We start from the raw sequence: 25322 nt of genomic DNA on the forward strand, positions 1-25322 counted from the left end.
GGGTGGGGTTCGGAGGGGGAGGGGCGGGGTCAGGACCACGCCTCTACCTCGCGGTACCAGGGCTCTACCTCGGGCGACCAGGGCTCTACCTCGGGGTCAGCCGCAGTCGAGCGCGTCGTAGGCGACGTCGACGGTCGTGGTGACCTGCTCGCCGTCGACCACCGCCGTGCCCGTGACGCTCGCGGTGCCGGCCGGGGCCGACGTCGCGCGCGCCGCGAACGACTGGTACGCGTTCTTGCCCGGCGCCACGTCCGCGACCGTCTTCTGCCCGAACGGCGTGGAGAGCGTCACCGAGACCGGGACGTCCTCGCCGTTCGTCGCGCGCACGGCGACGTACGCCTTCCCCGCCAGGCAGCGCGGCGAAACCTCGACCGCGAGGTCGAGCTCGGGCGCCGCGTCGGACGCGTGCAGCCGCACGAACGTGATCGAGTGCGCGGGGAACTCGTAGGAGAACTCCTCCCCCACGCCCGTCAGCGTCCGCTTCACCGGGACGACCCGCTCGGGGTCGGCCTTGGTGTTGGTGTCCGACGGCGCGCCCACCATCTCCGTGACCGTCGCCTCGGACGCGATGCCCGTGCCGGCCCCGAGCCCCTCGACGTGCACCTGCGTGCGCGCCGCGGTCGCGGTGGGGTTGACGACCTTGACGACGACGTCGCCCGTGTCGTCGTCGCGCGTGACGACCTGGTAGAGCGACTTGGTCGACGGCTGCTCGTAGGACATCTGGAGCTCGCCGTCGAGGTAGAGCTCGATGGTCGAGCCCTCGACGACGACCTTGACGTGGTACGGCTGGCCGGCCTCGATGGAGTGGTTCTCGACGGCCTTCACCTCGTTGGCGCTCCCGCCCGACGCGCGCTGGAGGGCCTGGCGCGAGTTGTTCCACCCGCCGAGGTTCCACCAGTAGTAGTCGTTCGGGCCGCCCGCGGCGAAGCCGACGAGGAAGCCCTCGGCACCCGACGTCTTGCGCGCGTCGAGCTCGAGCGTGTAGCTCGACCAGTCCTTCGCGTATGCGCCGGCGACGATCGACCGGGCGTCGGTGACGTTCGTCGCCGACTGGACGTAGGCGCCGTCCTGCGCCGCCCAGGTGCCCGACTGCGGCTCCCACTGCGACGCCCCGGACTCGAAGTCGTCCGCGAAGAGCACCTCGCCGCTCGCGTTGTCGGTGACGCGCACGTTGTCGTACTGCGCGGCCGTGTTCCACGTGGAGAGGAACACGCCGCCGTCGAGCGTCGCGTCGGCGGGCACCGGGCCCGCGTGCGTGCTCGGCACGACCTCGTCGCCCGCGTTCGCGGAGAACAGCTGCTGGACGTAGTAGTTCACCGAGCCCCACGACTCGTCGTTGTCGAACCAGATCGCGTCGGGCGACCACTGGACGTACGACTCGTTCGCGAGCAGCGGCGCGTACGACGCGAGCCGCACGACGTCGGAGTTGCGCTCCAGACCGGTCATGAACGACGCCTCCGCGAGCGCGTTGGCGAAGGTGTTGCCGCGCGACGCGTACTCGCCGAGGAACACGTGCGGCCCCTCGCGGTCGTAGGAGTCGTAGCGCTCGTCGTTCTCGAGGAACCACTGCGGGTCGTTGTAGTAGTGCTCGTCGACGAGGTCGACGTCCTGCTCGCGGTTGAACTCCCAGAGCTCGTCGAAGCGCTGGCCCGTGTCGTCCGGGCCGGAGTTCGAGATGATCTGGACGTCCGGGTAGGCGGCCGCGATCGCGTCGCGGAACGCCGGGAAGTTGGCCTCGAACGTCTTCGTGTTCTCCTCGTTGCCGAGGCCGACGTACTTCAGGCCGAACGGCTCGGGGTGGCCCAGCTCGGCCCGCACGGCGCCCCACTCGGTCGTCACGTCGCCGTTGGCGAACTCGATGAGGTCGACCGTGTCGTCCACCCAGCGCTGGATCTGCGCCGGGTCCGTCATCTCGGGGATGGTGCTGCCGCAGCCGTTGGCGCCGACCGACACGACGGGCAGCGGCGTCGCACCGAGGTCCTCCGCGAAGAGGAAGTACTCGAGGTACCCGATGCCGTACGACTGGTTGTAGCCCCAGAAGTTCCAGTTGGTCGCGCGCTCCTCGACCGGGCCGATCGTCTCCTTCCACTGGTACGTGCGGCGACGGTCGGTGAAGCCCGACTCCTCGTACGTGCGGAACGTGCCGACGTTCGTCACGCAGCCGCCGGGGAAGCGGAGGAACTGCGGGTCGAGCGCGTCGATCTTCTCGGCGAGGTCCTTGCGGAGCACCGACTTCCCGTTGACCGGCCCGACCCACGTGTCCTGCGGGAAGAGCGACACCTGGTCGAGCGCGAGCGTGCCCGCCGCGCCGGAGAGCAGCGCGAGCCGCCCGGCGTTCGTCGTGCCGGTCGCGGTGAGCGTGACGTCGTACTTCTTCCACGCGTTCGAGCCGTCGACGGCGACCTGGCCGGTCGCGTACGCCGTGGTCCCGGCGGCGTCCTCGACGCGCACGGTGACGGTCTGCGCCGTCGCCGACCGCGCCCAGACGGAGAAGTCGTACGACTTCCCCTCCTCGACGAACAGGCCCGTGTTGTACCCGGCGTTGCGCACCCCGGCGCCCGCGGCGGTCGTCGTCAGGTTGAGGTAGGTGCGGTTCGTCGCGTTGAGCCGCCCGGCGTCGTTCACGACCTGCGTCGTGGCCGTCGCGCCGCCGCGGTTCGCGGCGCTCCACGCGGTGAGCCCCGTGAACGACCCGTTGTCCTGGGAGGTGAACTCGAACGACCGGTTGCGCACGAGCTCCGCGTACAGGCCGCCGTCGGCCGCGTAGTTGATGTCCTCGTAGAAGATGCCGTACAGCTCGTCACTCATCTCCGTGCGCTCGCCGGCGAGGTCCACGGTGATCTCGTGGTCCGCGCTCGTGGCGGGCGTGACCGTGAGCTTCGTGGCCGCGTCACGCGGGCCGAGGACGAGCGCGCCGTCGGACGCGCGCACGCCGGCGTACCGCTCCGGGTCGGCCGCGTCGCGCAGCCAGACCGTGCCGCCGCCCGCGTCGGTGAGCCGCAGCGCGGTCGCGTCGTCGCCCGCGGCTCCGAGGGAGAGCCGGGACGCGCCGGTCACGACGACGGGGCGGTCGCCCGCCGTGAGCGTGACCGGGGACGTGCCGTCGGGGCCGTCGACCCCGGTCGCGGCGAGCGCGACCGTCGTCGCGGGGCGTTCGTCGTCGAGGGCCAGGCCGTCGTCGGTCGCCACGAGGTACCGGGCGTCGCCGGGGCCCGCGAGCGTGAACGCGCCGTCGGGCACCTGGTCGGCGCCCTCGGCGGCCTGGAGCGCCACGTAGTCGAACGCCGCCGCGTGCGACGTGCCGTTCTGCGCGGCGAGCGCGTACAGGCCGACGTGCGTCGTCGGGAAGTCGACGGTCACGGAGCCCGCGGGCTGCCACGCGGCGCCGTCCCAGAAGCTCGTCGCGATGGTGTCGCCGGTGCGCTGCATGCGCAGCGTCTCCCCGGTGGAGCCCGGGCGGTCCGTGAAGGCGGCCGCGGTGAAGACGCCGCCGGTCTCGACGTCGTTCTCGATCGCGCGGCCCGACGGCGAGAGGTCGCCCACGAAGGTCAGCCCGGACCGGACGTAGTTGTCCATGTCCTGCCACGCGACGAGACCCGCGCCCTGGTAGACGGAGGCGACGGGCGCCTCCACGTGCGTGACGACGGTGAAGTCGCCCGCCGGCACGTCGAGCAGCACGACGTTCTTCGCGCTGTTCGCGTCCTGGTAGGTGTCGCCGGGCTGCGACGCGAGCGTGAGCTTCCCGCCGGCGACGGACAGCGCCTCGGGAACGGGGTTGACGACCGTCCAGTCGGGGCCGAGGCCGGCGCCGTCGAACGCGTCGACCCACGCGCCGTCCGGCAGGTCGGGCTCCGCGGCGGTGGCGGGCACCGACGTCGCGAGCGCGACCGTGCCGACCAGGCCGGTCGCGACGGCCAGCGCGACCGCCCGGCGGCGGGCCGTGCGGGGCCGTGGAGGGTGGAAGGACGTATCCATGGGCTTCCTCTCATCGTCGAGAGACACGCACCATTGCGTGTGAGCGTTAACAGGATCGTGGCCGAGCCTAGTGTGAACGCTCACATTCGACAAGGGTCATGTCATGACACACCGCCGGCCGGGCGTGCGCCCGGCCGGCCCAGGGGTGCCGGCCCCCGTCCAGCTCCGGTGAACCCGGGGTAGACGCCCGGGCAGACGGCCGCGGCGCCGGGCCCGCGCCCGCCACGACGTCACGAGGACGCCGCAGCGGCCGGGCCCGGCACCGACGGATCACCTCCGCCTGACGACCAGCACGCGCTGCAGGATCACGAAGACCAGGAGCAGCACGCCGATGACGATCTTGGTCCACCACGAGCTCAGCGTGCCCTCGAAGGTGATGATCGTCTGGATGAGGCCGAGCACGAGCACGCCGAGCACGGACCCGAGCACGAAGCCCGTGCCGCCCGTGAGCAGCGTGCCGCCGATGACGACCGCGGCGATCGCGTCGAGCTCCATGCCCACGCCCGTGAGCGAGTAGCCGGACCGCGAGAACATCGCGAACAGCAGGCCGCCGATGCCGGCGCACGTGCCGCTCACCACGTACACGAGCACCTTGGTGCGTGCGACGGGCAGGCCCATGAGCATCGCCGACTGCTCGCCGCCGCCGATCGCGTACACGGTGCGGCCGAACTGCGTGTAGTGCAGCACGTAGAACGCGATCGCGACGACGACCAGGGCGATGATGACCGCGGTCGTGATGCGCCAGCCGTCGCCGAACTCCTGGCTCCAGCCCGCCAGGGCGACGAACGACTCGTCCGTGATCGGGATCGACTGCAGCGAGATCACGTAGCAGAGGCCCCGCGCGAGGAACATCGCCGCGAGCGTCGCGATGAACGGCTGGATGTCGAAGACGTGCACCATCAACCCGACCGCGAGGCCGAGGACGGTCCCGATGAGGACCGAGACGAGGAGCACGACGGCGACGGGCCAGCCGCTCTGGAGCAGCGACGCCGTCGTGATGCCCGAGAGCGCCACGACCGCGCCCACCGACAGGTCGATGCCGCCCGTGAGGATGACGAAGGTCATCCCGACCGCGAGCACGATGAGGAACGAGTTGTTGATGAAGAGGTTCGAGATGACGCGGGCCGAGAGGAAGTTCTCGTACCGGCTGCCGCCCACCACGAGCATGAGCGCGAGCACCGCGAACGTGCCGAGGACCGGGAGGTAGCGCCGGTCGAGGCGGAAGCGGCTCGTGAGTCGCTCGGTCATTCTCGGGCCTCCGGGGGTGGCGGTCTCGGCGCCCCGGGGGTCGGGCGGCGAGGTCGGGGCAGGGGTCTGCACGGCGGACATCAGGCGCTCACCTCCGCGGCCGCGGCGGCCGTCGGGGCCGCGCGACGTCGTCGGGCGGCGACCAGGTCGCGCGCCTTCGGGGACTGCGCGAGGCAGACCGCGATGACGACGATCGCCTTGAACAGGGGCGTGACCGACGGCGAGATGCCGAGCATCGTCACCGTGAGCGTGAGCGTCTGGATGATGAGGACGCCGACGAGCGTGCCCGAGAGCGAGAACTTGCCGCCGGCGAGCGACGTGCCTCCGATGACGACGGCGAGGATCGCGTCGAGCTCGATGAAGAGGCCGGCGTTGTTCGCGTCGGCCGCCATGGTGCTCGAGGAGATCATGAGGCCCGCGAGGCCCGCGAAGAGGGCGCACACCGCGTAGACGGTCCAGATGATGCTGCGCGACTTGACGCCCGCGAGGCGGCTCGCCTCGGGGTTGATGCCGACGGACTCGATGAGCATGCCGAGCGCGGTCCGGCGCGTGAGCAGCGCGACGGCCACGAAGACGACGCCCGCGAGGACGACCGCCACCGGGACGCCGAGCCAGAACCCGGAGCCGATCGCCTTGAACGGCGCGCTGTTGACCGTCGTGATCTGACCGCCCGTGATGAGCATCGCGACGCCGCGGCCCGCGGTCATGAGCACGAGCGTCGCGATGATGGGCTGGATCCCGAGGACCGAGACCAGGAAGCCGTTCCACACGCCGAGGACGAACGACAGCGCGAGCGCGATGCCGACGGCCACCAGGACCGTGGTCAGGCTGTCCGGGGAGGGCGACGAGGCGATGAAGCTCAGCGCCACGGCCCCGGAGATCGCGACGACCGCGCCGACCGACAGGTCGATGCCCCGCGTCGCGATGACGAGCGTCATGCCGAGCGCGACCAGCAGCAGCGGCGCGCCGTTCTTCAGCAGGTTGACGAGCGACCCGAAGAGGTGGCCGTCCTGGAGCCGGATCGACAGGAAGCTCGGCCGGTTGATGGTGTTGACCGCCAGCAGCACGACCAGCGCGACGATCGGCCAGAAGAGCCGGTGCTGGACGGCGCGCTGCCAGGCGGGTGCCGTGGTGCTCATGACTCCTGCCCTCCGCTCGCGATGAGCTCGACGACGTCCTCGACCGTGACGTCCTCGTCGTTGGTGATCTCCGCGACCTTGACCCGGTCGCGCATGACGGCGATGCGGTGGCTGAGCCGCAGCACCTCCTCGAGCTCGGCCGAGATGAAGACGACCGACATGCCCTCGCCCGCGAGCTGGGCCACGAGCTTCTGGATCTCGGCCTTGGCGCCGACGTCGATGCCGCGCGTCGGCTCGTCGAGGATGAGCAGCTTGGGGGCCGTCGCGAGCCAGCGCGCGAGGAGCACCTTCTGCTGGTTGCCGCCCGAGAGGTTCTTGATGAGGGCGTCCGGGTTGCCGGGGCGGATCGCGAGCGCCTTGATGTAGGTCTCGACGATCTCGTCGACCTGCTTCTTCGGCAGGCGTCGCGCCCAGCCGCGCTCCGCCTGGAGCCCGAGCACGATGTTCTCGCGGATCGTCAGGTCGCCCACGATCCCTTCGGCCTTGCGGTGCTCCGAGGAGAACGCGATCTTGCGCTGCATCGCGCTGCGCGGCGTGCGCAGGCGTGCGGGCGCGCCACCCACGCGCACCTGACCCGAGTCGGCGCGGTCGGCGCCGGCGAGCAGGCGCGCGAGCTCGGTGCGGCCCGAGCCGAGGAGGCCGGCGAGGCCCACGACCTCGCCCGGGTACACGTCGAGGTCGAACGGCTGGATCGAGCCCTTGCGGCCGACGCCGAGGGCCTGGACGAACGGGGTGGTCCCGTCGCGGTCGGCCACGGAGCGCTTGGGCGCCTCCTCGAGCTCCTCGAGCACCTCGAGCGAGGTGCCGATCATCTTGGAGACGAGCTCGAGGCGCGGGAGCTCCGCGGTCACGTACTCGCCGACGAGCTTCCCGTTGCGCAGGACCGTCATGCGGTCCGAGATCTCGTAGACCTGCTCGAGGAAGTGCGAGACGAAGAGGATCGCGACGCCCTCGTCGCGCAGCCGCCGCACGACGGCGAAGAGCTGGGCGACCTCGTCCGCGTCGAGGCTCGAGGTCGGCTCGTCGAGGATGAGGACCTTGCACTCGACGACGAGCGCACGGCAGATCGCGACGAGCTGCTGCACGGCGAGCGAGTGGGCCGCGAGCGACGAGGCCGGGTCGATGTCGAGGTTGAGGCGGGCGAGCATCTCGCCCGCGCGTCGGCGCGTCGTGCGCCAGTCGATCGCGCCGAGGCGGCGCGGCTCGTGGCCGAGCATGATGTTCTCGGCGACCGAGAGGTTCTCGCAGAGGTTGACCTCCTGGTACACCGGCGAGACGCCGGCGGCCTGGGCCTCGCCCGGGCCGGAGAACGTGTGCTCGGCGCCGTCGACGACGATGCGACCGGAGTCGATCGAGTAGACGCCCGTGAGCGCCTTGATGAGCGTCGACTTGCCGGCGCCGTTCTCGCCCATGAGGGCGTGGACCTCTCCGGGCCGGAGCGTGAGGTCGACTCCGTCGAGCGCCTTGACGCCCGGGAACTCGATCGAGATCCCGGTCATCTCGACGACGGGTCGACCGTCGGGGACGGCGGTAGTCATGGGTGACCTTCCGTGCAGCGGTGGCGACGGGGCTGCCGGGCCCCGGGTCGCCTCAGGACGCCGGCGACGTCGGCATGCCGGCGGTGGTGCGTCGGCCGCGCGCCGGGGAGACGTGCTCTCCCGGCGCGCGACCCGTCCGTGGTGGCGGGGCCGGTCGGCGTGGACCGGCCCCGCCGGGCGGGAGTCCTCGCGGATCGCTCCGAGAGGGCCGCCGAGCCGGTCAGTACTCGCGCGTCGGGAGCGCCTCGACGGCCTGCTCCTGCGTGAAGGACTGGTCCTCCACGACGATGCGCTTCTCGACCTCCTCGCCCGCGACGACCTTCTTGATGATCTCCGCCAGGTCCGGGCCGAGGAGCGGGTTGCACTCGACGATGAAGTTGATCTTGCCGTCGGCGAGCGCCTGCATGCCGTCCTTCACCGCGTCGACGGTGACGATCTTGATGTCCTCGCCCGGGACGAGGCCCGCGGCCTCGATGGCCTCGATGGCACCGAGGCCCATGTCGTCGTTGTGCGCGTAGACGAGGTCGATGTCGTCGTGCGCCTGGAGGAAGCCCTCCATGACCGTCTTGCCCTCGGCGCGCGTGAAGTTGCCCGTCTGGGAGTCGATGATCGTGACGTTCGGGTTGTCCTTCGTGGCGTTCTCGAACCCGGTCTTGCGGTCGATCGCGGGCGCCGCGCCGGTGGTGCCCTGGAGCTCGACGACGTTGATGGGCTCGGTCGCGACGTTCTCCGAGACCCAGTCACCGGCCATCTCGCCCTCGAGGACGAAGTCGGAGCCGATGAACGACTCGTAGAGGGTGTCGTCCGCGGAGTCCACGGCGCGGTCCGTGAGGATCACGGGGATGCCGGCCTGCTTGGCCTCCTCGAGCACCGCGTCCCAGCCGGACTCGACGACCGGGGAGAACGCGATGACGTCCACGCCCTGCGCGATGTAGGAGCGGATCGCCTGGATCTGGTTCTCCTGCTTCTGCTGCGCGTCGGAGAACTTGAGGTCGAACCCGTTCTCGGCCGTGAGCGTGTCCTGGATGGACTTGGTGTTCGCCGCGCGCCAGCCGGACTCGGCGCCCACCTGCGAGAAGCCGACGACGATCGTGTCGCCGCTGCCGCCGTCGCCACCCGCGTCGTTGCTGCTGTCGTCCGTGCTGCCGCCCCCGCTGCTGCACGCCGCGAGCGCGAGGACCGCCACGCCGGCGAGGACACCCGTCAGACGCGTGCGCGCCTTGGTCGTGCTGAACATGCTCTCCTCCTTGAGATGCGACCTCGGCGCCGTGCCGAGGGTCGTCGGGTCGTGCCAGCCCACCGTCGGGCTGTTGACTCTTGTTGATACATGTTTGCTTGTGTCAATGTCTAGCGGTGTCAGCACCTCTCCCGCAAGCCCCGACCCGGCATTCCGCATAACCGTTCGGTAACCGTTGTGGTCACCGCCCGACACTGCGGCGTGCCGTCCGTGCGGAGCCTGCCGAGGCACCGAGCCCCAGACCTGCGGATGTGATCGCTCACACCCTCCCGAGAGACGATGTTAGCGCTCACACGCGCGGAGGGGAAGCGACCCCTCGTCACGGTTCGGTCACGACCGCACCGACCAAGAGCCCCCACCGCGCCGAGAGAGCGACGCACGGCCGCGACGGCGCGCGAACGGCGCGCGAACTGGTGCCGCAGGCCGCTGCCTCGGCCGGGATCGCTCTCTCGGCGTCAGGGCGGGACGGGCTCAGAGGCCCTGCGCGACGCGGTAGAACACCTGGTTCCACCGGACCTGGTCGCGGAAGCCTCGGCGCGTCGTGGCCTCGTCGATGACCAGGAGCTCGGTGCGGGCGATGTCCGCGAAGACCTCGAACGCGTCGATGCCGGCCGCGGTGGACAGCACCGTGTGGTGCGCGCCGCCCGCGGTGAGCCACGCCTCGGCGGAGGTCGCGAAGTCGGGGCGCGGCTCCCACACCGCCCGCGCCACGGGCAGGTGCGGCAGCGGCGCCGAGGGCGCCACGACGTCGACCACGTTGGCGGTCAGGCGGAACCGGTCGCGCATGTCCGCGAGGGACACGACGACGCCGACGCCCGGGTCGGCGTCGAACACCATGCGGACCGGGTCCTCCTTGCCGCCGATGCCGAGCGGGTGGATCTCGACCCGGGGCTTCGAGGTCGTGAGCGACGGGCAGATCTCGAGCATGTGCGCGCCGAGGATCTTCTCGCTGCCGGGCGTGAGGTCGTACGTGTAGTCCTCCATGAGCGACGCCCCGCCGGGCAGGCCTTCGCCCATGACCTTCGCGGCGCGCACGAGCACGGCGGTCTTCCAGTCGCCCTCGGCGCCGAACCCGTAGCCCTTGGCCATGAGGCGCTGGACGGCGATGCCGGGGAGCTGGCGCAGGTCGCCCAGGTCCTCGAAGTTCGTCGTGAACGCCTTGGCGCCGACCGACTCGAGGAACGTCTCGAGCGCGATCTCCTGCCGGGCCGCGTACCGCAGCGAGGCGTGCCGGTCGCCGTCCTTTCGCAGCTCGGGGACCACGTCGTAGAGGTCCTCGTACTCGGCGACGAGCGCGTCGACGTCGGCCTCGGAGACCTCCTCGACCGCGCGCACGAGGTCGTTCACGCCCCACGTGTTCACGCTCACACCGAACCGGAGCTCGGCCTCGGTCTTGTCGCCCTCGGTGACCGCGACGTTGCGCATGTTGTCGCCGAAGCGGGCGAGGCGCAGCTCGTGCGTCGCCGCCCATCCGGCGGCGCCGCGCACCCACGAGCCGACGCGCGCGGTGACGGCCGGGTTCGAGACGTGCCCGACGACCGTCGTGCGGGCCACCCCGAGCCGCGTCGCGACGTACGCGTACTCGCGGTCGCCGTGCGCGGCCTGGTTGAGGTTCATGAAGTCGAAGTCGATCGTGTCCCACGGCAGCTCGACGTTCGCCTGCGTGTGCAGGTGCAGGAGCGGCTTGCGGAGCTGGTCGAGGCCGCCGATCCACATCTTCGCGGGGCTGAACGTGTGCATCCACGTCACGACGCCCAGGACGCGGTCGTCCGCGTTGGCGTCGAGCATCGCGCGCCGGATCGAGCCGGCGTCCTTGAGCACGGGCTTCCAGACCACGGTCGCCGGGACGTCCGGCGACGCGTCGAGGGCGCGCGCGACCTCCTGGGACTGCTCGGCGACCTGCCGCAGCGTCTCCTCTCCGTACAGGTCCTGGCTCCCGGTGAGGAACCAGATCTCGCGGTCCGCGTAGGGCTTGCTCATGTCGGTCCACATCTCTCGTGTCGTGAGGCGGGCGCCGCACCGCTGCGGTCCCGTCCCGGGTGGTCGTGCTGTGTCGTGCTGCTGTCGTCCTGCGTCGTGCTGGGTCGTCGTCCGCGCGCCGGGTGCGCGCGGCGGGTGCCGGGTGTGTCGGGACGGCCGGGGGCCGGCACCGACCCGTGGTCAGCGCGGGCCGGGCGCGGGCTGCTGCCCGTAGACGTGCTGGTAGCGCGCGTAGAGCGAGTCGACGTCGTCCTGCGCGATGCGCCTGGGCTCGCCGAGCTGCCGGCTGACGTGCACGGTCCGGGCGACCTCCTCGCACATGACGGCCGCCTTGACCGCCGCGCGCGCGTCCGTGCCGATCGTGAACGGGCCGTGGTTGCGCATGAGGACCGCGGGGCTGCGGGAGTCGCGCAGGGTCTCGACGATGCCGCGCCCGATCGAGTCGTCGCCGATCAGCGCGAACGGCCCGACGGGGATGTCGCCGCCGAACTCGTCGGCCATCATCGTCAGGACGCACGGGACGGGCTCGCCGCGCGCGGCCCAGGCGGTCGCGTACGTCGAGTGGGTGTGCACGACCCCGCCCACCTCCGGCAGGTGCCGGTACACGTAGGCGTGCGCCGCCGTGTCGGACGACGGCGACCTGTCGCCCTCGACGAGGGCCGCGTCGAGGTCGCACACGACCATCGCCTCGGGGGTGATGTCGTCGTACGCGACGCCGGACGGCTTGATGACGAGCAGGTCGCCCGAGCCGTCGGGACGCGTGGTGTCGCGGACCCGCTCGGAGACGTTGCCCGCGGTCCAGACGACGAGCTCCCACCGCGGGAGCTCGGCGTGCAGCGCCGCGACGCGCTCCTTGGCGGCGTCGACGGCCTCGCGCAGGTGCGCAGGCACGGCGGGCACCGCGGGCTCAGCGGGTGCCGTGACGTCCGCGGCCGGGGTGGGCGTGGTCATGCGGGGTCCTCTCCTTCGGTGCGGGCGGGCAGTGCCGCCACGGCGGCGCGCTCGACGGCGAGCCCCGCGGCGTAGCGGTCGAGGTAGGCCGCGAACCCGGCGACGTCGGCCGGGTCGGGCGCGACGGTCTCGATCTGGGCGGACGCGAACACGTGGTCGCGCAGGTACGCGCCGAGGTCGTGGCCGGCGACGCCGTCGGCAGACCCGGACGCGGTGCCCGACGCCCGGTCGCGCGCGAACGCGGCGAGCACCGCGATGCCCCACGCGCCGCCCTCGCCCGCCGTGCGCCCGACGCTCACCGGCGCGTCGATCGCCGCGGCGAGCATGCGCTGGGCGACGCCGGCCGTGCGGAACATGCCGCCGTGCGCGAGCATCCCGTCGATCGCGACGCCCTCCGCCGCGAGGACCCGCATGCCGAGCGCGAGCGTCCCGAACGCGCCGTAGACCTGCGTGCGCGCGAAGTTGGCGAGCGTGAGCCGGCTCCCGGGCGTGCGCACGACGAGCGGCCGCCCCTCCGCGAGGCCCGTGATCGGCTCGCCCGCGAGGTAGTTGTAGGCCAGCAGCCCGCCGCCGTCCGCGTCGCCGTCCAGCGCGGCGCGGAAGAGGGCGCCGAACACGTCGTCCGGTCCCGCGTCGCTGCCGACGGCCGCGGCCAGCTCGCCGAGCAGGCCCGCCCACGCGTCGAGCTCGCTCGCGCCGTTGTTGCAGTGGACCATCGCGACGAGGTCGCCCGCGGGCGTCGTGACGAGGTCGAGCTCGTGGTGCACGCCGCCGAGCGGGCGCTCGAGCACGACCATCGCGAAGATGCTCGTGCCCGCGCTGACGTTGCCGGTGCGCGGTGCGACGGCGTTGGTGGCGACCATGCCCGTGCCCGCGTCGCCCTCGGGCGGGCACAGCAGCACCCCGGGGGCGAGCGCGCCCGACGGGTCGAGCCAGGCCGCGCCCTCGGCCGTGAGCCGGCCCGCGTCGTCGCCGGCCACGAGGACCTCGGGCAGGAGCTCCGCGAGCTTCGGGCCTGCGCGGTGCGTCGCGGCGCGCTCGTCGACGAGCGCGAGGAGCGCCTGGTCGTAGTCGCGCGTCGCCGGGTCGACGGGGAACATGCCGGACGCGTCGCCCACGCCGAGCACGTGGCGGCCCGTGAGCCGCCGGTGGACGTACCCGGCGAGCGTCGTGAGCGACGCGACGTGGGCCGCGTGCGGCTCGGCGTCGAGGATCGCCTGGTACCAGTGCGCGACCGACCAGCGCAGCGGGACGTTGTACCCGAGCAGCTCCGTGAGCTCGGCGGCGGCCGGCCCGGTCGACGTGTTGCGCCACGTGCGGAACGGGACGAGCAGCTCCCCGTCCGCGTCGAACGCGAGGTAGCCGTGCATCATCGCGGACACGCCGAGCGCGCCGTAGGTCGTGGGCCGCACGCCGTACCGCGACTCGACGTCGTCCACGAGGCGCGCGTAGCAGTCGCGCAGCCCGGCCTCGACGGCGTCGAGCGAGTACGTCCACGTGCCGTCCTCGAACCTGTTCTCCCACGCGTGGCTGCCGCTCGCGAGCGGCGTGCCGTCGCCGTCCACGAGGCACGCCTTGATCCGCGTCGACCCGAGCTCGATCCCGAGCGCGGTCTCCCCTGCCACGACGGCCGCCCGACGGCGACCGGCCTCGTCCTGCTGCACCATTGCTGCTTCTCCTCGTCGCGGCGTCGCGCTCGGTCGTGTGTCCTCTCGAATGTTAGCGCTCACAACCAGCGAGGCCAACTCCCCCGGAGCGGGTGCTCGCAGATGCCTCGCGGTCGGAGCGCGCGACGTCAGCCGCGCGGCGTCGCCGTGCTCTCGCGGACCATGAGCTCGGGCGGGATGGAGACGGGCCGGACGGTCGCGCCGGACAGGGCGTCGATCATCATCCCCATGCACCGGCGCCCGAGCGAGCCGAACGGCTGGCGCACCGTCGTCAGCGGCGGGATGAAGTGCCCCGCGCCCGCGACGTCGTCGAACCCGACGACCGAGACGTCGCTCGGCACCCGCACGCCCTGCTCCCAGAACGCCCGGAGCAGGCCGAGCGCGAGCTGGTCGTTGCCGGCGAAGACCGCGGTCGGCCCGTCGCCCGCGCGGACCGCGTCCGCGAGCTCCTTCCCGACGGCGTAGCCGCGGTCGGAGGACCAGTCGCCGCGCACCGGCTCGGGCACGGGCGCGCCGTGCTGCTCCAGCGCCGCGCGCCAGCCCGTCTCGCGCTCGCGCGCGTCGAACCAGTCGAGCGGGCCGGACAGGTGCAGCACCGTGCGGTGCCCGAGGCCGAGCAGGTGCTCGGTGGCCAGCCGCGCGCCGAGCCGCTGGTCGACCGCGATGGACAGGATCGCGCCCGGCGCGCCGAGCGCCCCGGCGCTCGGACGCACGACCTCGGCGGCCTCGCCCTCGCCCGGGCGGTCGCGCGCCGCGATCATGATGACCGGCACGGGGGCGCGGAACGAGTCGACCGCCGCCGCGACGTCGGTCTGCGGCGCGATGACGACGATGCCCTCGACGCCCTGGTCCATGAAGTGCTCGAGCACGCGGTGCATCGTGTCGGCGTCGTAGCGCCGGATGGTCGCGACGCTCACGAAGTACCCCTGCTCACGCGCCGCCTCCTCGACCGCGATGAGCGTCGACGTCGGCCCGTACAGCGCGGAGCCCGTCGTCACGACGCCGATCGTCCCCGAGCGCATCGTGACGAGCGCGCGGGCCGCGCTGTTGCGGCGGTAGCCGAGCGTCGCGATCGCGTCGAGGACCCGGTCGCGCGTCTCCGGCCGCACGCTGGGGTGGTCGTTGAGCACGCGCGAGACCGTCTGGTGCGACACGCCCGCGAGCCGCGCGACGTCGGACATCGCGGGCGGGCGGGTGCGCGGCGACGGCCCGTCGCTCACGACCCGGCCCTCTCGGGGTCGCGGCGCGGCGCGGGCGCGGCCGCGAGCGCCGCGGCGAGCTCGGCCGACCGGTCGCGCGCGGCCTCGAGAGCGTCGAGGAACGCGGCGCGCACCCCGCCCGCGTCGAGGCGTCGCAGCGCGGCGACGGTCGTCCCGCCGGGCGAGGAGACCTTCTCGCGCGCGATCGCCGGGTGCTCGCCGGTCTCGCGCAGCATGGTCGCGGCGCCGTGCACCGTGGCGGTCGCGAGCTCGAGCGCCGTGGCCCGCGTCAGGCCCAGGAGGACCCCCGCCTCGGCGAGCGCGTCGATCACGTAGAAGACGTAGGCCGGGCCGGAGCCCGACAGCGCCCCGACCGCGTCCTGGTCCTTCTCCGCGACGCGCACGACGAGCCCCGTCGCGGACAGCAGGCGCTCGACGAGCGCGACGTCGTCGTCGTCCGCGGCGGCACCGCCGCTCACGGCGCTCACCCCGGCGCCCACGACCGACGGCGTGTTCGGCATGACCCGCACGACGGCGGTGCCCGCCGGGAGCCGGTCCTCGTAGAAGGACGTGGGCAGCCCGACGACGACGCTCACCACGACGGTCCCGGCGCCGACGGCGTCGTGGACCTCGTCGAGCAGCGCGGCGACGTCCTTCGGCTTGACCGCGACGACCACCACGCCGGCGCCGCGCACGGCCTCGACGTTGTCCTGGGTCGTCCGGACCCCGTGGCGCGCCGCGAGCTCCTCGGCCCGCTCCGGCCTGCGCACCGTCGCGACGACGTCGGCGGGGTCCCAGCCCGACGCGAGCGCGCCCGCGAGGACGGTCTCGCCCATGACGCCCGTGCCGAGGACGGCGAGCGGTCGCGCAGGGACGGACGGGGTCGGACGGTCGGTCATGGGCGATCAGCTCCCGGTGGTCGGTGAGGGCATTCTTGCGCACCCGGCGGGTGCGCGGGGCCGCGGGGCGACCGCCGCGCGCCGCGCCGCGCGCCGTGCCGCGCGCCGTACGCCCCGTGGTGAGGGCGCCCGCAGGGCTTCGGGACCGCGTCGGGACCGCGTCGGGTCGGGGTCAGAGCGGGGTCACAGCGGATAGGCGGAGTACACCTCGGTGACGACGTCGGCGGGCCCGGTGGCCTGGAGGACGGCGGTTCCGTTGGTCCAGGTGACGGTCGCCTGCCCATCGGCGGCGGGCGTCACCGCGTACGTGCCGGCGACCTCTCCCGCGACCTCGACGTCGCCCGTGTCCGTCGGCTCGTCGGCCGCCGCGACGAGGTCGCTCGCCGCGGTCTCCGCCTCCGCGACGGTCGGCCACTGCCCGGCGACCACCGTGACCGTCGTGGCGTCGTCGCCCTCGCCGTCCGCGTACACGAGCTCGTACGCCTCGAGGGCCCGCGCCGTGGACCACGCGTCCGTCGCCGCGTCGCTGCGCAGCACCAGGTCGAGCACCGTGTCCGGGAGCGCCTGGGCGAACGCGGAGGTCCCCGTGCGCGCGACGGGCTCGAGCGTCGGGGTCGGCGGGTCAGCCATCACGGTCACCGTGGGCGCGGGCTCCGCGTCGGCCCGGGCGAACCCCGGCCAGCCCCAGGCGAGCAGCGCGACCACGAGACCGACGACGAGCACCAGGCCGACGAGCACGACGAGCCGTCGGCGGCGGTAGACGGCCGCCGAGGAGGGCCGCGAGTGGCGGCGGTCGCTCGCGCCCACCGCGTCGCCCGGGCGGCGCGCGGTCGCGCCCTGCCCCGGTCGCGCGGGGCCCTGCCCCGGTCGCGCGGGTGCGGGCGCTCGTCCCGTCGGACTCCCGCCGGGCGACTGGCTCATCGCGCCTACCTCCGCTGCTCTCGGTCCTCGCGGCCCGGTCCGCTCGGCCGGGGCCCCTGCGGCCAAGAGTAGGACGCGCGCGTGCCCGACCCCTCGCGCTGACGCGGGGTGTCGGGCACGCGCGGACGGGTTCACCCGCGCCCGTCATGACCCGGGCGGGGTCGGGATCGTCACCCGCAGCCCAGGGCGGCGTACTCCGCCCCGGTCTCCGTCGTCACCTCCGTGCCGTCGACCGTGCCGGTCGCGCGCACGACCACGGCGCCCGCCTCGACGGTCGTCGCGCGGACGGCGAACGACTGGTAGGCGCTCTTGCCCGGCTCCACCGCCGGGAACGACCGCGTCCCGTACGGCGTCTCGACGACGACGTCGACGGGCGCGTCGTGGTCGTGGGTGGCGACCACGGCGACGTAGGCCTTGCCGGCGAGGCAGCGCGCCTGCGCGGTGACCGTCAGCGGAAGCTCGGGCTCGGGGCCGCCCGTGCCCGGGTCGTCCGCGAACGCGCGCCACTCGGTGACGGCGACCGCCGAGTACGTCGTCCCGTTGCCGTTCGCCGCGAAGGTCGCCCGGAGGCGCGACGTGGTGACCGGGTCGAACGTCACGGTGTTGAAGGCGGTCGTGCTCGTGCCGTACCCGGACGGGTTCGCCACGGGGGTCCAGGCCTGCGCCGCGTCGTCCCAGTACTCCAGCACCCAGGAGTCGGGACGGACGACGCCGTCCCCGCTCCCCGGGTCCGAGTCCCGCCAGAACTTCAGCTCCGCGCCCGTGAGGCGGATCGGGCGCGACCAGTCGTACCGGACCCACTGCGTCGCCGGCCGCGTCCCGGACCACGTGCCCCAGATCTGGGCCTGGCTCGGGTTCGCCGGGTCGGCGCCGTCGTTGAGCGCGCCGACGCTGTTCCACCCGGCGGTGTACGACGCGCTCGCCGTGGCGATCGGCGCGACGTTGCCCGTGAGCGGTCCGGAGACGTCCGCGGGGACCGTCACGGCCTTCGGCGTCTCGGCGTTGCCCGCGGCGTCGACCGCGCGGAACGACACCCGGTGCTGGTTCGCGTCCGGGGCGGCCACGGGACCGCCGTACGGCTGCCACGCGCCGGTCCCGATCGCGTACTCGACGCGCGCGACCCCGGAGGTCGCGTCGGTCGCGGTGACCGTCACCGTGCGCGCCGCCGGGTCGAGGACGCCCGTGCTGACCGGCGCCACGCGGTCGATCCGGACGTCGAGGGCCGCCTCCGGCGAGACGTTGCCCGCGCGGTCCGCGGCCGTCGCGACGACCCGGTGGTCGCCGTCGCCCACGACCGCGACCTCGGTCGACCGGGTCGGCTCCGTGGTGACGGGCGCACCGTCGTCCACGGTCGTCGTGAGGACCACGCGCCCGCCGGAGTCGTCGGCGCCGTCGACCCGGACGCGGACGTCGGAGCGGAACCACCCGTCGCTGCCGGCGCTGCCCAGCGGCGTGAGCGTCAGCGTCGGAGCGGTCTCGTCACCCTCGGCCGGCTCGGCGGGGACCACCGTGACCTCGGTGCGCACGCGACCGCCCGCGTAGCCGAGCACGGACCCCTCGACGTCGAACGTGCCGGGGGCGGCGACGTCGTCCGCGGCGACCTCGTCCCAGAAGGCGGGGACCTGCAGCGTCTCCCCGCCGGGGAACGTCACGGGCACCGTGCCCGGCAGGTCGGTCTCCCCGACCTCGACCGTCACGCCCGTCGGCTCGACGGCGGCGGGCTGCTCGGCCAGGACCTTCCACTCCTCGACGGCGACGGCGGAGTACGTGCTGCCGTTGGTCGAGGCGTCGAAGACCGCGCGCACCTGCGTCGTCGTCACGGGGTAGAACGTCGTGGTCTGGAACCCGCTCGTCCCGGTGCCGTAGGCGCTAGGGTTCGCCACGTCGACCCACGCCCCGCCGTCGGAGGCGTCCCAGTACTGGATGCGCCACGACGCCGGGGCGGCGACGCCGACGCCCGTGCCCTGCGGCTGGTCGTTCCAGAACTCGATCTGCGACCCGGCGAGACGCATCGGCTGGTCCCACGTGTACTGCACCCACTGCTGCGGCGGGTTGTTCCCGGTCCACGTGCCCCACATGTCCGGGGGCAAGGGGTTGGGCCGCACGATCTCGTCGTTGAGCGCCTTCTTCCAGTACTGCGTCGGGACGGGCTCGTTGGAGACGGTGACCGTCGCCTCCTGCGCGACGTTCGCGCGCGGCGTCGTGTCCTTGACCTTCGCGGGCGTCGTGACGACCTGCTTCATGCGGGGCGGCGACTGCGTGTCGTCCCACTCGACGCGGTCGATCGCGACCGAGCGCCGGAAGTGGTTCCCGCCCTCGGCGTCGGCCGTGTGGTAGGCGATCCACCACTCGCCGTCGAACTCGAGGATGCCCGGGTGGCTCGTCGTCGACGAGACCGGGGCGAGGACCGTGCCGCGGTAGGTCCACGGCCCCTCGGGCGAGGTCGCCGTCCCGTACGCGATGCACGCGTGGTAGTTCGCCGGGGTGCACGACGACGTCGGCCCGGCGTTGTTCCCCGCGTACGCCATGTAGTAGGTGCCGTTCCGCTCGAACGCCCACGCGGCCTCGAAGAACCCGGTGAGCCCGGTGACCGTGCGGACCTGACCGACGGGCGTCTTCATGTCCTGCGCGAGCTCGAGCATGCGCAGGTTGGAGAAGCTGCCCCACCAGACGTAGACGCGGGCGTCGTCGCCCTCGCCGTCGACCAGGATCGTGGGGTCGATGTTGTGGATCGTGTTCGGGGTCGGGACGCGCTGCGAGATGATCGGCCCGCCGACGTGGTCGGTCCACGGGCCGGTCGGGGTGTCGGACACCGCGACGCCGATGCCGAACGCGTCGCTCGCCGGGCTGTCCGCCTCGTTCACGGGGACGTACCAGTAGTAGCGCCCGTCGACGCCCTGGACGACCTGCCCCGCGTACGCGCGGCCCGGCGTCGCCCACTCGAACACGTCCTCGGGCCGCATGAGCGACGGGTGGTGCGTCCACTCCCCCGCGTCGACGTCGCTCGTCACGAACGCACCCCACTCGTTCATGACGAAGTCGTTGCGCGTCGGGCCCGCCTCGTCGTGGCCCGTGTAGACGTAGAGCTCGTCCTCGCCCGTCTCGTTGCCGGGCGCGCCCGTGGGGACGACGAGCGGCGCCGGGTCGGCCGAGTAGTAGCTGCCGTCGCCGAGGATCGGGTTCTCGGTGCTCGTGAACGTGTACGGCTCCGCGGCGGCGGCCGGAGCCGCGGTGACCGCGAGCCCGGTGAGCGCCAGGCCGGCGCTGAGCACGCTCGCGAGCGCGCCGCGGGCGGGGCTGCGCCCACGCGACGGTCGGGTGGTCGGTCTGTCGGTCATGGGCTGCTCTCCTGATGGTCGGGCTGCTCTCGTACCTGCACGGAGCGGGCCAGCGGTTCCTGCGTGGAGGTCGTGCACCCCGGGAGTTCCCTCGGCCCCCGGGGCGCACGGTCGTGGAGCCCGTGCCGGCGGGCAGGTCGGCCGTGTGCCCGGCTGACGGGCGGTGACGCCCCCGCGGGCGGGGGTCGGACGCGTCACCGCCGTCGTCACGGCACCGTCGTCGTGCGCGGGATGGCAGCCCTGCCGGGCGGGCCGACGGCGGCGCGCACCTCAGGGGTGTCGCGTGCGGGCCGTCGTCGCGCTCGCGTCGTCACGGGCGTGCACCTCTCGTCGTCGAGCCGGTCGTCCGGTGCCGACCCTGCCACAGACAGAAATGTGATCGCAATGGTTTTCGGTCATCTGCTGCCGGGCGGTCTCGGACGGCACCGCGAGCGCGCCCGTGCCGAGCGCTCCGAACCGCAGGATGCTGCGCACGGACGGGTCGGGGCCGGCAGCGCCCGCCGCCCGGCGGAAGAAACTCAGCCGGGCCGGTTTTCGGTGCGCGGCCCGTGCTCGTGCTCGTGCCGGTGCTCCGCCCGGGCGCGGGCGCGCGACGTGGCGATCGAGACGAGCACACCCACCACGACGAGGTCGAGCACGATCTGGACCATCGCCACGATCTTCGCCGCCTCGCCGACCGGGTGGACGTCGCCGTACCCGACGGTCCCGAGCGTCACCACGGCGAAGTACAGCGCGTCGGTGCGGTTCTCGATGCCGACGAACTGGTCGGCCATGAGGTAGTAGGCGAGGGCGAAGAACGTGACCACCGGCAGGAGCAGCCCCATGACCGACTGGACCCGGACGCTCGGCGTCCCCCACGCGCGGAGCTGGCGGCGGACCTGGACCACGAGGAGCGCGCACAGCAGCGCCAGCCCGACGGCGAACACCACGAGCTGGACGACCTCGGGGGCCTCGTCAGTCGGCAGCGGGACCCCGTAGTAGACCGTGAGGCACGCCGTCGTGGAGGCGACCGTGAGGATGAGCGTCCACCACGGGCTGTCGTGCGGGAGCGTGCGCATGCGCCCAGCATCCCGCGCGAGGGCGTTCCCGTCGCGGCGTCGCGCCGGTGTCGGCGGCCGTGGCTAGGTTGGGCGCGTGACGTCGTCGACCACCGCGGCCCGCTCCGCGGCCGCCAAGCGCTCCCGCCCCGCCTACCGCTGCTCCGAGTGCGGCTGGACCACGACCAAGTGGGTGGGCCGCTGCGGGGAGTGCCAGGAGTGGGGCACGGTGACCGAGGACGCCCCCGCGGCCTCCGGCCCGCGCACCACCCCGGTCTCGCCGACCCGCTCCCCCGCGCGGCCGATCGGGGAGATCAGCGTCGAGGCGGCGCGCGCCACACCCACGGGCGTCTCGGAGTTCGACCGCGTGCTCGGCGGCGGCATCGTCCCGGGCGCGGTGGTGCTGCTCGCCGGGGAGCCGGGAGTGGGCAAGTCCACGCTCCTGCTCGCCGTCGCGAGCAACGTCGCCGCCGGCGGGTCGGACCTGCCGACGGTGCGCCCGGTCGGCGAGCGCGCCGCCGCCGCCGCGCGCCCGACCCCGACGCCGCGACGCGTCCTCTACATCACGGGCGAGGAGTCCGCCGGGCAGGTGCGGCTGCGCGCGGAGCGCGTGGGCGCCCTCGCGCCGGGCCTCCTCCTCGCGTCCGAGACCGACCTGGCGACCGTCCTCGGTCACATCGAGGCGACCGAGCCCGACCTGCTCGTCGTGGACTCCGTGCAGACCATCGCGTCCGCCCAGGTCGAGGGCGCGCCCGGCGGCGTGAGCCAGGTCCGCGAGGTCGCTGCCTCGCTCATCGCCGCGGCGAAGGCCCGCGACCTCCCGGTGATCCTCGTCGGGCACGTCACCAAGGACGGCTCGGTCGCCGGGCCGCGCACGCTCGAGCACCTGGTCGACGTCGTGTGCCAGTTCGAGGGCGACCGGCACTCGCGCCTGCGGCTCGTCCGGGCCGTCAAGAACCGCTACGGCCCGACGGACGAGGTCGGCTGCTTCGACCTCACCGAGAACGGCATCGTCGGTCTCGCCGACCCGAGCGGGCTGTTCCTCTCGCACACGGGCGCCGGGTCCCCCGGCACGTGCGTCACCGTGACGCTGGAGGGTCGGCGCCCGCTCGCGCTCGAGATCCAGTCGCTCGTCGTGCCGAGCTCCCTGACCAACCCGCGCCGCACCACGAGCGGCGTGGACTCCAGCCGCCTCGCGATGATCCTCGCCGTCATGCACCGCCACGCGGGCGTGCGGCTCGTCGACCAGGACGTCTACGCGTCGACCGTCGGCGGCGCCAAGGTCACCGAGCCCGCCGCCGACCTCACGATCGCCCTCGCCGTGCTCTCCGCACGCGAGGACGAGGCGCTGCCCCAGGGCACCGTCGCGTTCGGGGAGGTCGGTCTCGCGGGCGACATCCGTCCCGTCACGGGCCTCGACCGACGCCTGGCGGAGGCCGCACGACTCGGCTTCACGCGCGCCGTCGTGCCGCGCGGGTCGTTCCCGCGCCCCGTGGAGGGCATGACGATCCTCCCCGCGCGCCACCTCGGCGAGGCGGTCGAGCTCGCGCGCACGTGACCCCCGTGGACCCGAGACCGGATCGTGACCTCTTTGTGGCGCGGGGCCGCGGGTCCCCGCGGCCGGCAGAGCCGTACAGCGTAGGATTCCTTCGTGGCCAATCCCCCCGCGCACCCCGACGAGATGCTCCGGGAGACCCTTGCCGCCGTGGCACCCGGGACCGAGCTCCGTGACGGTCTCGAACGCATCCTCCGCGGCCGGACGGGCGCGCTCATCGTGCTGGGCCTGGACAAGGTCGTCGAGGAGATGTGCTCGGGCGGTTTCCAGCTCGACGTCGGCTTCTCGGCGACGCGCCTGCGCGAGCTGTCGAAGATGGACGGCGCGGTCGTGCTCGACCGCGACGCCAACCGCATCCTGCGCGCCGCCGTGCAGCTCCTGCCCGACCCGACGATCGAGACGACCGAGTCGGGGACGCGGCACCGCACCGCGGAGCGCGTCGCCAAGCAGAGCGGCTTCCCGGTCATCTCGGTGAGCCAGTCGATGCGGATCGTCGCCCTGTACGTCGGCGGGCAGCGCCACGTCCTGGAGGACTCCGACACGATCCTGTCGCGCGCCAACCAGGCCCTCGCGACGCTCGAGCGGTACCGCGCGCGCCTCGACGAGGTGTCCGGCACGCTCTCCGCGCTCGAGATCGAGGACCTCGTCACCGTCCGCGACGTGTGCGCGGTCGTGCAGCGCCTCGAGATGGTCGCCCGCATCTCCGAGGAGATCGCCGGGTACGTCATCGAGCTGGGCACCGACGGTCGCCTCCTCGCTCTCCAGCTCGACGAGCTCATCGGCGGCATCGGGTCCGACCGCGAGTTCGTCATCCGCGACTACGTCGACCTCGGCCGCAAGGACCGCTCGCTCGCGGACGTGCAGAAGGCCCTGGGCGGCCTCGACTCCACGCAGCTGCTCGACCTCGGCCAGATCGGCCGCGTGCTCGACCTGCCGGGCGGCGGCGACGCGCTCGACGCCGCGGTCGCGCCGCACGGGTACCGCCTGCTGTCCAAGGTGCCGCGCCTGCCGGCCACGATCATCGACCGCCTCGTGGCCCACTTCGGCGGGCTGCAGAAGCTCCTCGCCGCGAGCATCGACGACCTCATGACCGTCGACGGGGTCGGCGAGCAGCGCGCCCGCGCCGTCCGCGAGGGTCTGTCGCGGCTCGCGGAGTCGAGCATCCTCGAGCGCTACGTCTGACCCACCTGACCGTCCGACCGACGAGCCCGCACGGAGGGGGACCGTGGACCACGTCGACGAGTGGTCGGCACTGGCCGACGCCTGGGCGCGCTGGTGGGCGCCCGCCGCGGCCCCGGCCCAGCGGGCGATCCTCGACGCCGCGGGCGTCGGGCCCGGCTCGCGCGTGCTCGACGTCGGGTGCGGCACCGGCGAGCTCGTCGCCCTGGCCCTCGCCCGCGGCGCGGACGCGGCGGGCTGCGACGCCGCGGCCGGGATGATCGACGTCGCACGCCGGCACAGCCCCGGTGCCGACCTCCGCGTCGCCCAGGCCGAGCGCCTCCCCTGGCCCGACGACGCGTTCGACCTCGTCACGCTCGTCAACGCCCTCGCGTTCACCGACGTCGCCAGGACGCTGAGCGAGTGCCGGCGCGTCGGCGACCTGGTCGCCGTCGCGACCTGGGCCGAGGACGACCGCAACGACCTCACCGTCCTCGAGCGGGCCGTCGCCGGCGAGGACCACGAGCCGAGCGACGAGAGCCGCGAGGAGGGCCACCTCGGCGCGCTCCTGGCCGAGCACGGCTTCACCGTCCTCGCCGAGGGCGTGGCAGACGCGCCGATGGTGCTCGCGGACGCGGACGAGGTCGTCGCCGCGATCATGTTCGGCGAGTCGGACGACCTGCGCGCCGAGCTCCGCCCCGACGTCCTCGCCGCCGCCCGCCCCTTCCGCCGCCCCGACGGCACCTATCTCCTGCAGAACGCCTTCCGCTGGGCCCTGGCCCGCCGCTGACCCGCCCGGCCCCAGTCGAGAGAACCCCGGCCGGCCGAGATACCAGGCCGCGCGAGGCAGAACCGTGGTCGTGCGAGGTAGACCTCTGGTCCCGCGAGGCAGAGCCCCGGTCCCGCGAGGTAGAGCCCCGGTCCCGCGAGGTAGAGCCCCGGTCCCGCGAGGCAGTTCCCCAGTCCCGCGAGGCAGTTCCCCGGTCCCGCGAGATAGACCATGGTCCCGCCCGACGGAGGTGCGTCGCCCACTTCGAGGCTCGCCGCACGAGGTGGTCGCGCAAGCGACCAGTCGCCCATCACGTTCAGGTCACCCGCCGCGGCGGGATCGGACCCGACGGCGTCCGGTCGCCCACCGCGGTCGGGGCGCCCGCCGCGGCTGGAGCGGGCCGACGGCGTCCGGTCGCCCACCGCGGTCGGGCCGCCCACGGCGGTGGCTCGCCTGCGGCGGTGAGTCGCCTGTCCGCCGGTGCTGGACCGCTCCGACGGTACTCGCCGAGCCGGCGGTCGGGAGCCGTCGGGCGCTCAGAAGCGCTCGCCGCAGCGTCTGCGCTTTCAGGCAGCGCTACGGCTGGACCGCGACGGCACGAGCGCGGGACGGCGCGGAGCGGGACGGCGCGGTGGGGTGGGGTGCGGCGCAGACAAACCTGACACCGCGGGCGGTCGTCCGAGGTGAGCGACGACCAGGGCGAGACGACGC

General features: G+C 73.5%; 16 protein-coding genes. 3 read left to right on the forward strand and 13 right to left on the reverse strand.

All coding sequences use genetic code 11. From position 1 onward, the window contains the following. Positions 1-96: 96 nt before the first annotated feature. The 13 genes from ABWU78_RS18755 to ABWU78_RS18815 form a co-directional block, all read right to left on the reverse strand. Positions 97-3975 carry an alpha-L-arabinofuranosidase C-terminal domain-containing protein gene (locus tag ABWU78_RS18755; RefSeq protein WP_439159173.1) on the reverse strand — a complete coding sequence of 1293 codons (3879 nt, stop codon included), beginning with the start codon at positions 3973-3975 and terminating at the stop codon, positions 97-99. A 270-nt stretch (positions 3976-4245) separates the two neighbouring features. Beyond that, positions 4246-5223: a galactofuranose ABC transporter, permease protein YjfF gene (gene yjfF / locus ABWU78_RS18760; protein WP_253055031.1), complete on the reverse strand. Its 978-nt coding sequence runs from the start codon at positions 5221-5223 to the stop codon at positions 4246-4248. A gap of 80 nt (positions 5224-5303) precedes the next feature. Next, complete coding sequence (locus ABWU78_RS18765; RefSeq protein ID WP_439159174.1) at positions 5304-6362, reverse strand: ABC transporter permease; 1059 nt, start codon at positions 6360-6362, stop codon at positions 5304-5306. Then, positions 6359-7900, reverse strand: a complete 1542-nt coding sequence (locus ABWU78_RS18770) for a sugar ABC transporter ATP-binding protein (RefSeq protein WP_439159175.1) — start codon at positions 7898-7900, stop codon at positions 6359-6361. Before ABWU78_RS18770 ends, ABWU78_RS18765 begins: the two co-directional genes overlap by 4 nt. Before the next feature lie 220 nt (positions 7901-8120). Next, a complete protein-coding gene (locus ABWU78_RS18775) occupies positions 8121-9137 on the reverse strand; it encodes an ABC transporter substrate-binding protein (protein WP_253055028.1) in 1017 nt (338 codons plus the stop codon). Between the two features lie 471 nt (positions 9138-9608). Then, complete coding sequence (araA, locus tag ABWU78_RS18780; RefSeq protein ID WP_253055027.1) at positions 9609-11117, reverse strand: L-arabinose isomerase; 1509 nt, start codon at positions 11115-11117, stop codon at positions 9609-9611. Positions 11118-11297: 180 nt separating this feature from the next. Continuing rightward, positions 11298-12068 (reverse strand): L-ribulose-5-phosphate 4-epimerase, encoded by a 771-nt coding sequence (locus tag ABWU78_RS18785; RefSeq protein ID WP_439159176.1) that lies wholly within the window; start codon positions 12066-12068, stop codon positions 11298-11300. After that, complete coding sequence (locus ABWU78_RS18790) at positions 12065-13735, reverse strand: xylulokinase (RefSeq protein WP_439159177.1); 1671 nt, start codon at positions 13733-13735, stop codon at positions 12065-12067. The genes ABWU78_RS18785 and ABWU78_RS18790 overlap by 4 nt, the downstream gene beginning before the upstream one ends. Positions 13736-13863: 128 nt before the next feature. Beyond that, a complete protein-coding gene (locus ABWU78_RS18795; protein ID WP_253055130.1) occupies positions 13864-14916 on the reverse strand; it encodes a LacI family DNA-binding transcriptional regulator in 1053 nt (350 codons plus the stop codon). A gap of 35 nt (positions 14917-14951) precedes the next feature. After that, positions 14952-15833 carry a pyrroline-5-carboxylate reductase gene (proC, locus tag ABWU78_RS18800; RefSeq protein ID WP_439159178.1) on the reverse strand — a complete coding sequence of 294 codons (882 nt, stop codon included), beginning with the start codon at positions 15831-15833 and terminating at the stop codon, positions 14952-14954. A gap of 183 nt (positions 15834-16016) precedes the next feature. Next, positions 16017-16754, reverse strand: coding sequence for a hypothetical protein (locus ABWU78_RS18805; protein WP_439159179.1), 738 nt, complete (start codon positions 16752-16754; stop codon positions 16017-16019). A gap of 170 nt (positions 16755-16924) precedes the next feature. Further along, positions 16925-20092 carry a family 43 glycosylhydrolase gene (locus ABWU78_RS18810; protein ID WP_439159180.1) on the reverse strand — a complete coding sequence of 1056 codons (3168 nt, stop codon included), beginning with the start codon at positions 20090-20092 and terminating at the stop codon, positions 16925-16927. A 518-nt stretch (positions 20093-20610) separates the two neighbouring features. Then, positions 20611-21150: a potassium channel family protein gene (locus tag ABWU78_RS18815; RefSeq protein ID WP_439159181.1), complete on the reverse strand. Its 540-nt coding sequence runs from the start codon at positions 21148-21150 to the stop codon at positions 20611-20613. 76 nt (positions 21151-21226) lie between these two features. Between ABWU78_RS18815 and ABWU78_RS18820 the strand changes: the two genes are divergently transcribed. From ABWU78_RS18820 to ABWU78_RS18830, 3 genes are all read left to right on the forward strand, one after another. Beyond that, the gene (locus ABWU78_RS18820) at positions 21227-22687 is read left to right on the forward strand and encodes a DNA repair protein RadA (RefSeq protein WP_439159182.1); all 1461 of its coding nucleotides are present in this window, start codon (positions 21227-21229) and stop codon (positions 22685-22687) included. 123 nt (positions 22688-22810) lie between these two features. Then, complete coding sequence (gene disA, locus ABWU78_RS18825) at positions 22811-23866, forward strand: DNA integrity scanning diadenylate cyclase DisA (protein WP_155098121.1); 1056 nt, start codon at positions 22811-22813, stop codon at positions 23864-23866. 43 nt (positions 23867-23909) lie between these two features. After that, a complete protein-coding gene (locus tag ABWU78_RS18830; protein ID WP_439159183.1) occupies positions 23910-24632 on the forward strand; it encodes a class I SAM-dependent methyltransferase in 723 nt (240 codons plus the stop codon). Positions 24633-25322: the final 690 nt, after the last annotated feature.

This window comes from Cellulosimicrobium sp. CpK407 (assembly GCF_051844275.1).
In the GTDB taxonomy this organism is placed as follows: Bacteria; Actinomycetota; Actinomycetes; order Actinomycetales; family Cellulomonadaceae; genus Cellulosimicrobium; species Cellulosimicrobium cellulans_G.

Bases quoted from the DNA above. Each gene is read 5' to 3' on its own strand.
- yjfF (WP_253055031.1), bottom strand. From the start codon at position 5,223: ATGACCGAGCGACTCACGAGCCGCTTCCGCCTCGACCGGCGCTACCTC.
- ABWU78_RS18785 (WP_439159176.1), bottom strand. From the start codon at position 12,068: ATGACCACGCCCACCCCGGCCGCGGACGTCACGGCACCCGCTGAGCCC.
- ABWU78_RS18805 (WP_439159179.1), bottom strand. From the start codon at position 16,754: ATGAGCCAGTCGCCCGGCGGGAGTCCGACGGGACGAGCGCCCGCACCC.
- ABWU78_RS18770 (WP_439159175.1), bottom strand. From the start codon at position 7,900: ATGACTACCGCCGTCCCCGACGGTCGACCCGTCGTCGAGATGACCGGG.
- ABWU78_RS18765 (WP_439159174.1), bottom strand. From the start codon at position 6,362: ATGAGCACCACGGCACCCGCCTGGCAGCGCGCCGTCCAGCACCGGCTC.
- ABWU78_RS18795 (WP_253055130.1), bottom strand. From the start codon at position 14,916: ATGTCCGACGTCGCGCGGCTCGCGGGCGTGTCGCACCAGACGGTCTCG.
- disA (WP_155098121.1), top strand. From the start codon at position 22,811: ATGCTCCGGGAGACCCTTGCCGCCGTGGCACCCGGGACCGAGCTCCGT.
- ABWU78_RS18755 (WP_439159173.1), bottom strand. From the start codon at position 3,975: ATGGATACGTCCTTCCACCCTCCACGGCCCCGCACGGCCCGCCGCCGG.
- ABWU78_RS18810 (WP_439159180.1), bottom strand. From the start codon at position 20,092: ATGACCGACAGACCGACCACCCGACCGTCGCGTGGGCGCAGCCCCGCC.
- ABWU78_RS18790 (WP_439159177.1), bottom strand. From the start codon at position 13,735: ATGGTGCAGCAGGACGAGGCCGGTCGCCGTCGGGCGGCCGTCGTGGCA.
- ABWU78_RS18815 (WP_439159181.1), bottom strand. From the start codon at position 21,150: ATGCGCACGCTCCCGCACGACAGCCCGTGGTGGACGCTCATCCTCACG.
- araA (WP_253055027.1), bottom strand. From the start codon at position 11,117: ATGAGCAAGCCCTACGCGGACCGCGAGATCTGGTTCCTCACCGGGAGC.
- ABWU78_RS18775 (WP_253055028.1), bottom strand. From the start codon at position 9,137: ATGTTCAGCACGACCAAGGCGCGCACGCGTCTGACGGGTGTCCTCGCC.
- proC (WP_439159178.1), bottom strand. From the start codon at position 15,833: ATGACCGACCGTCCGACCCCGTCCGTCCCTGCGCGACCGCTCGCCGTC.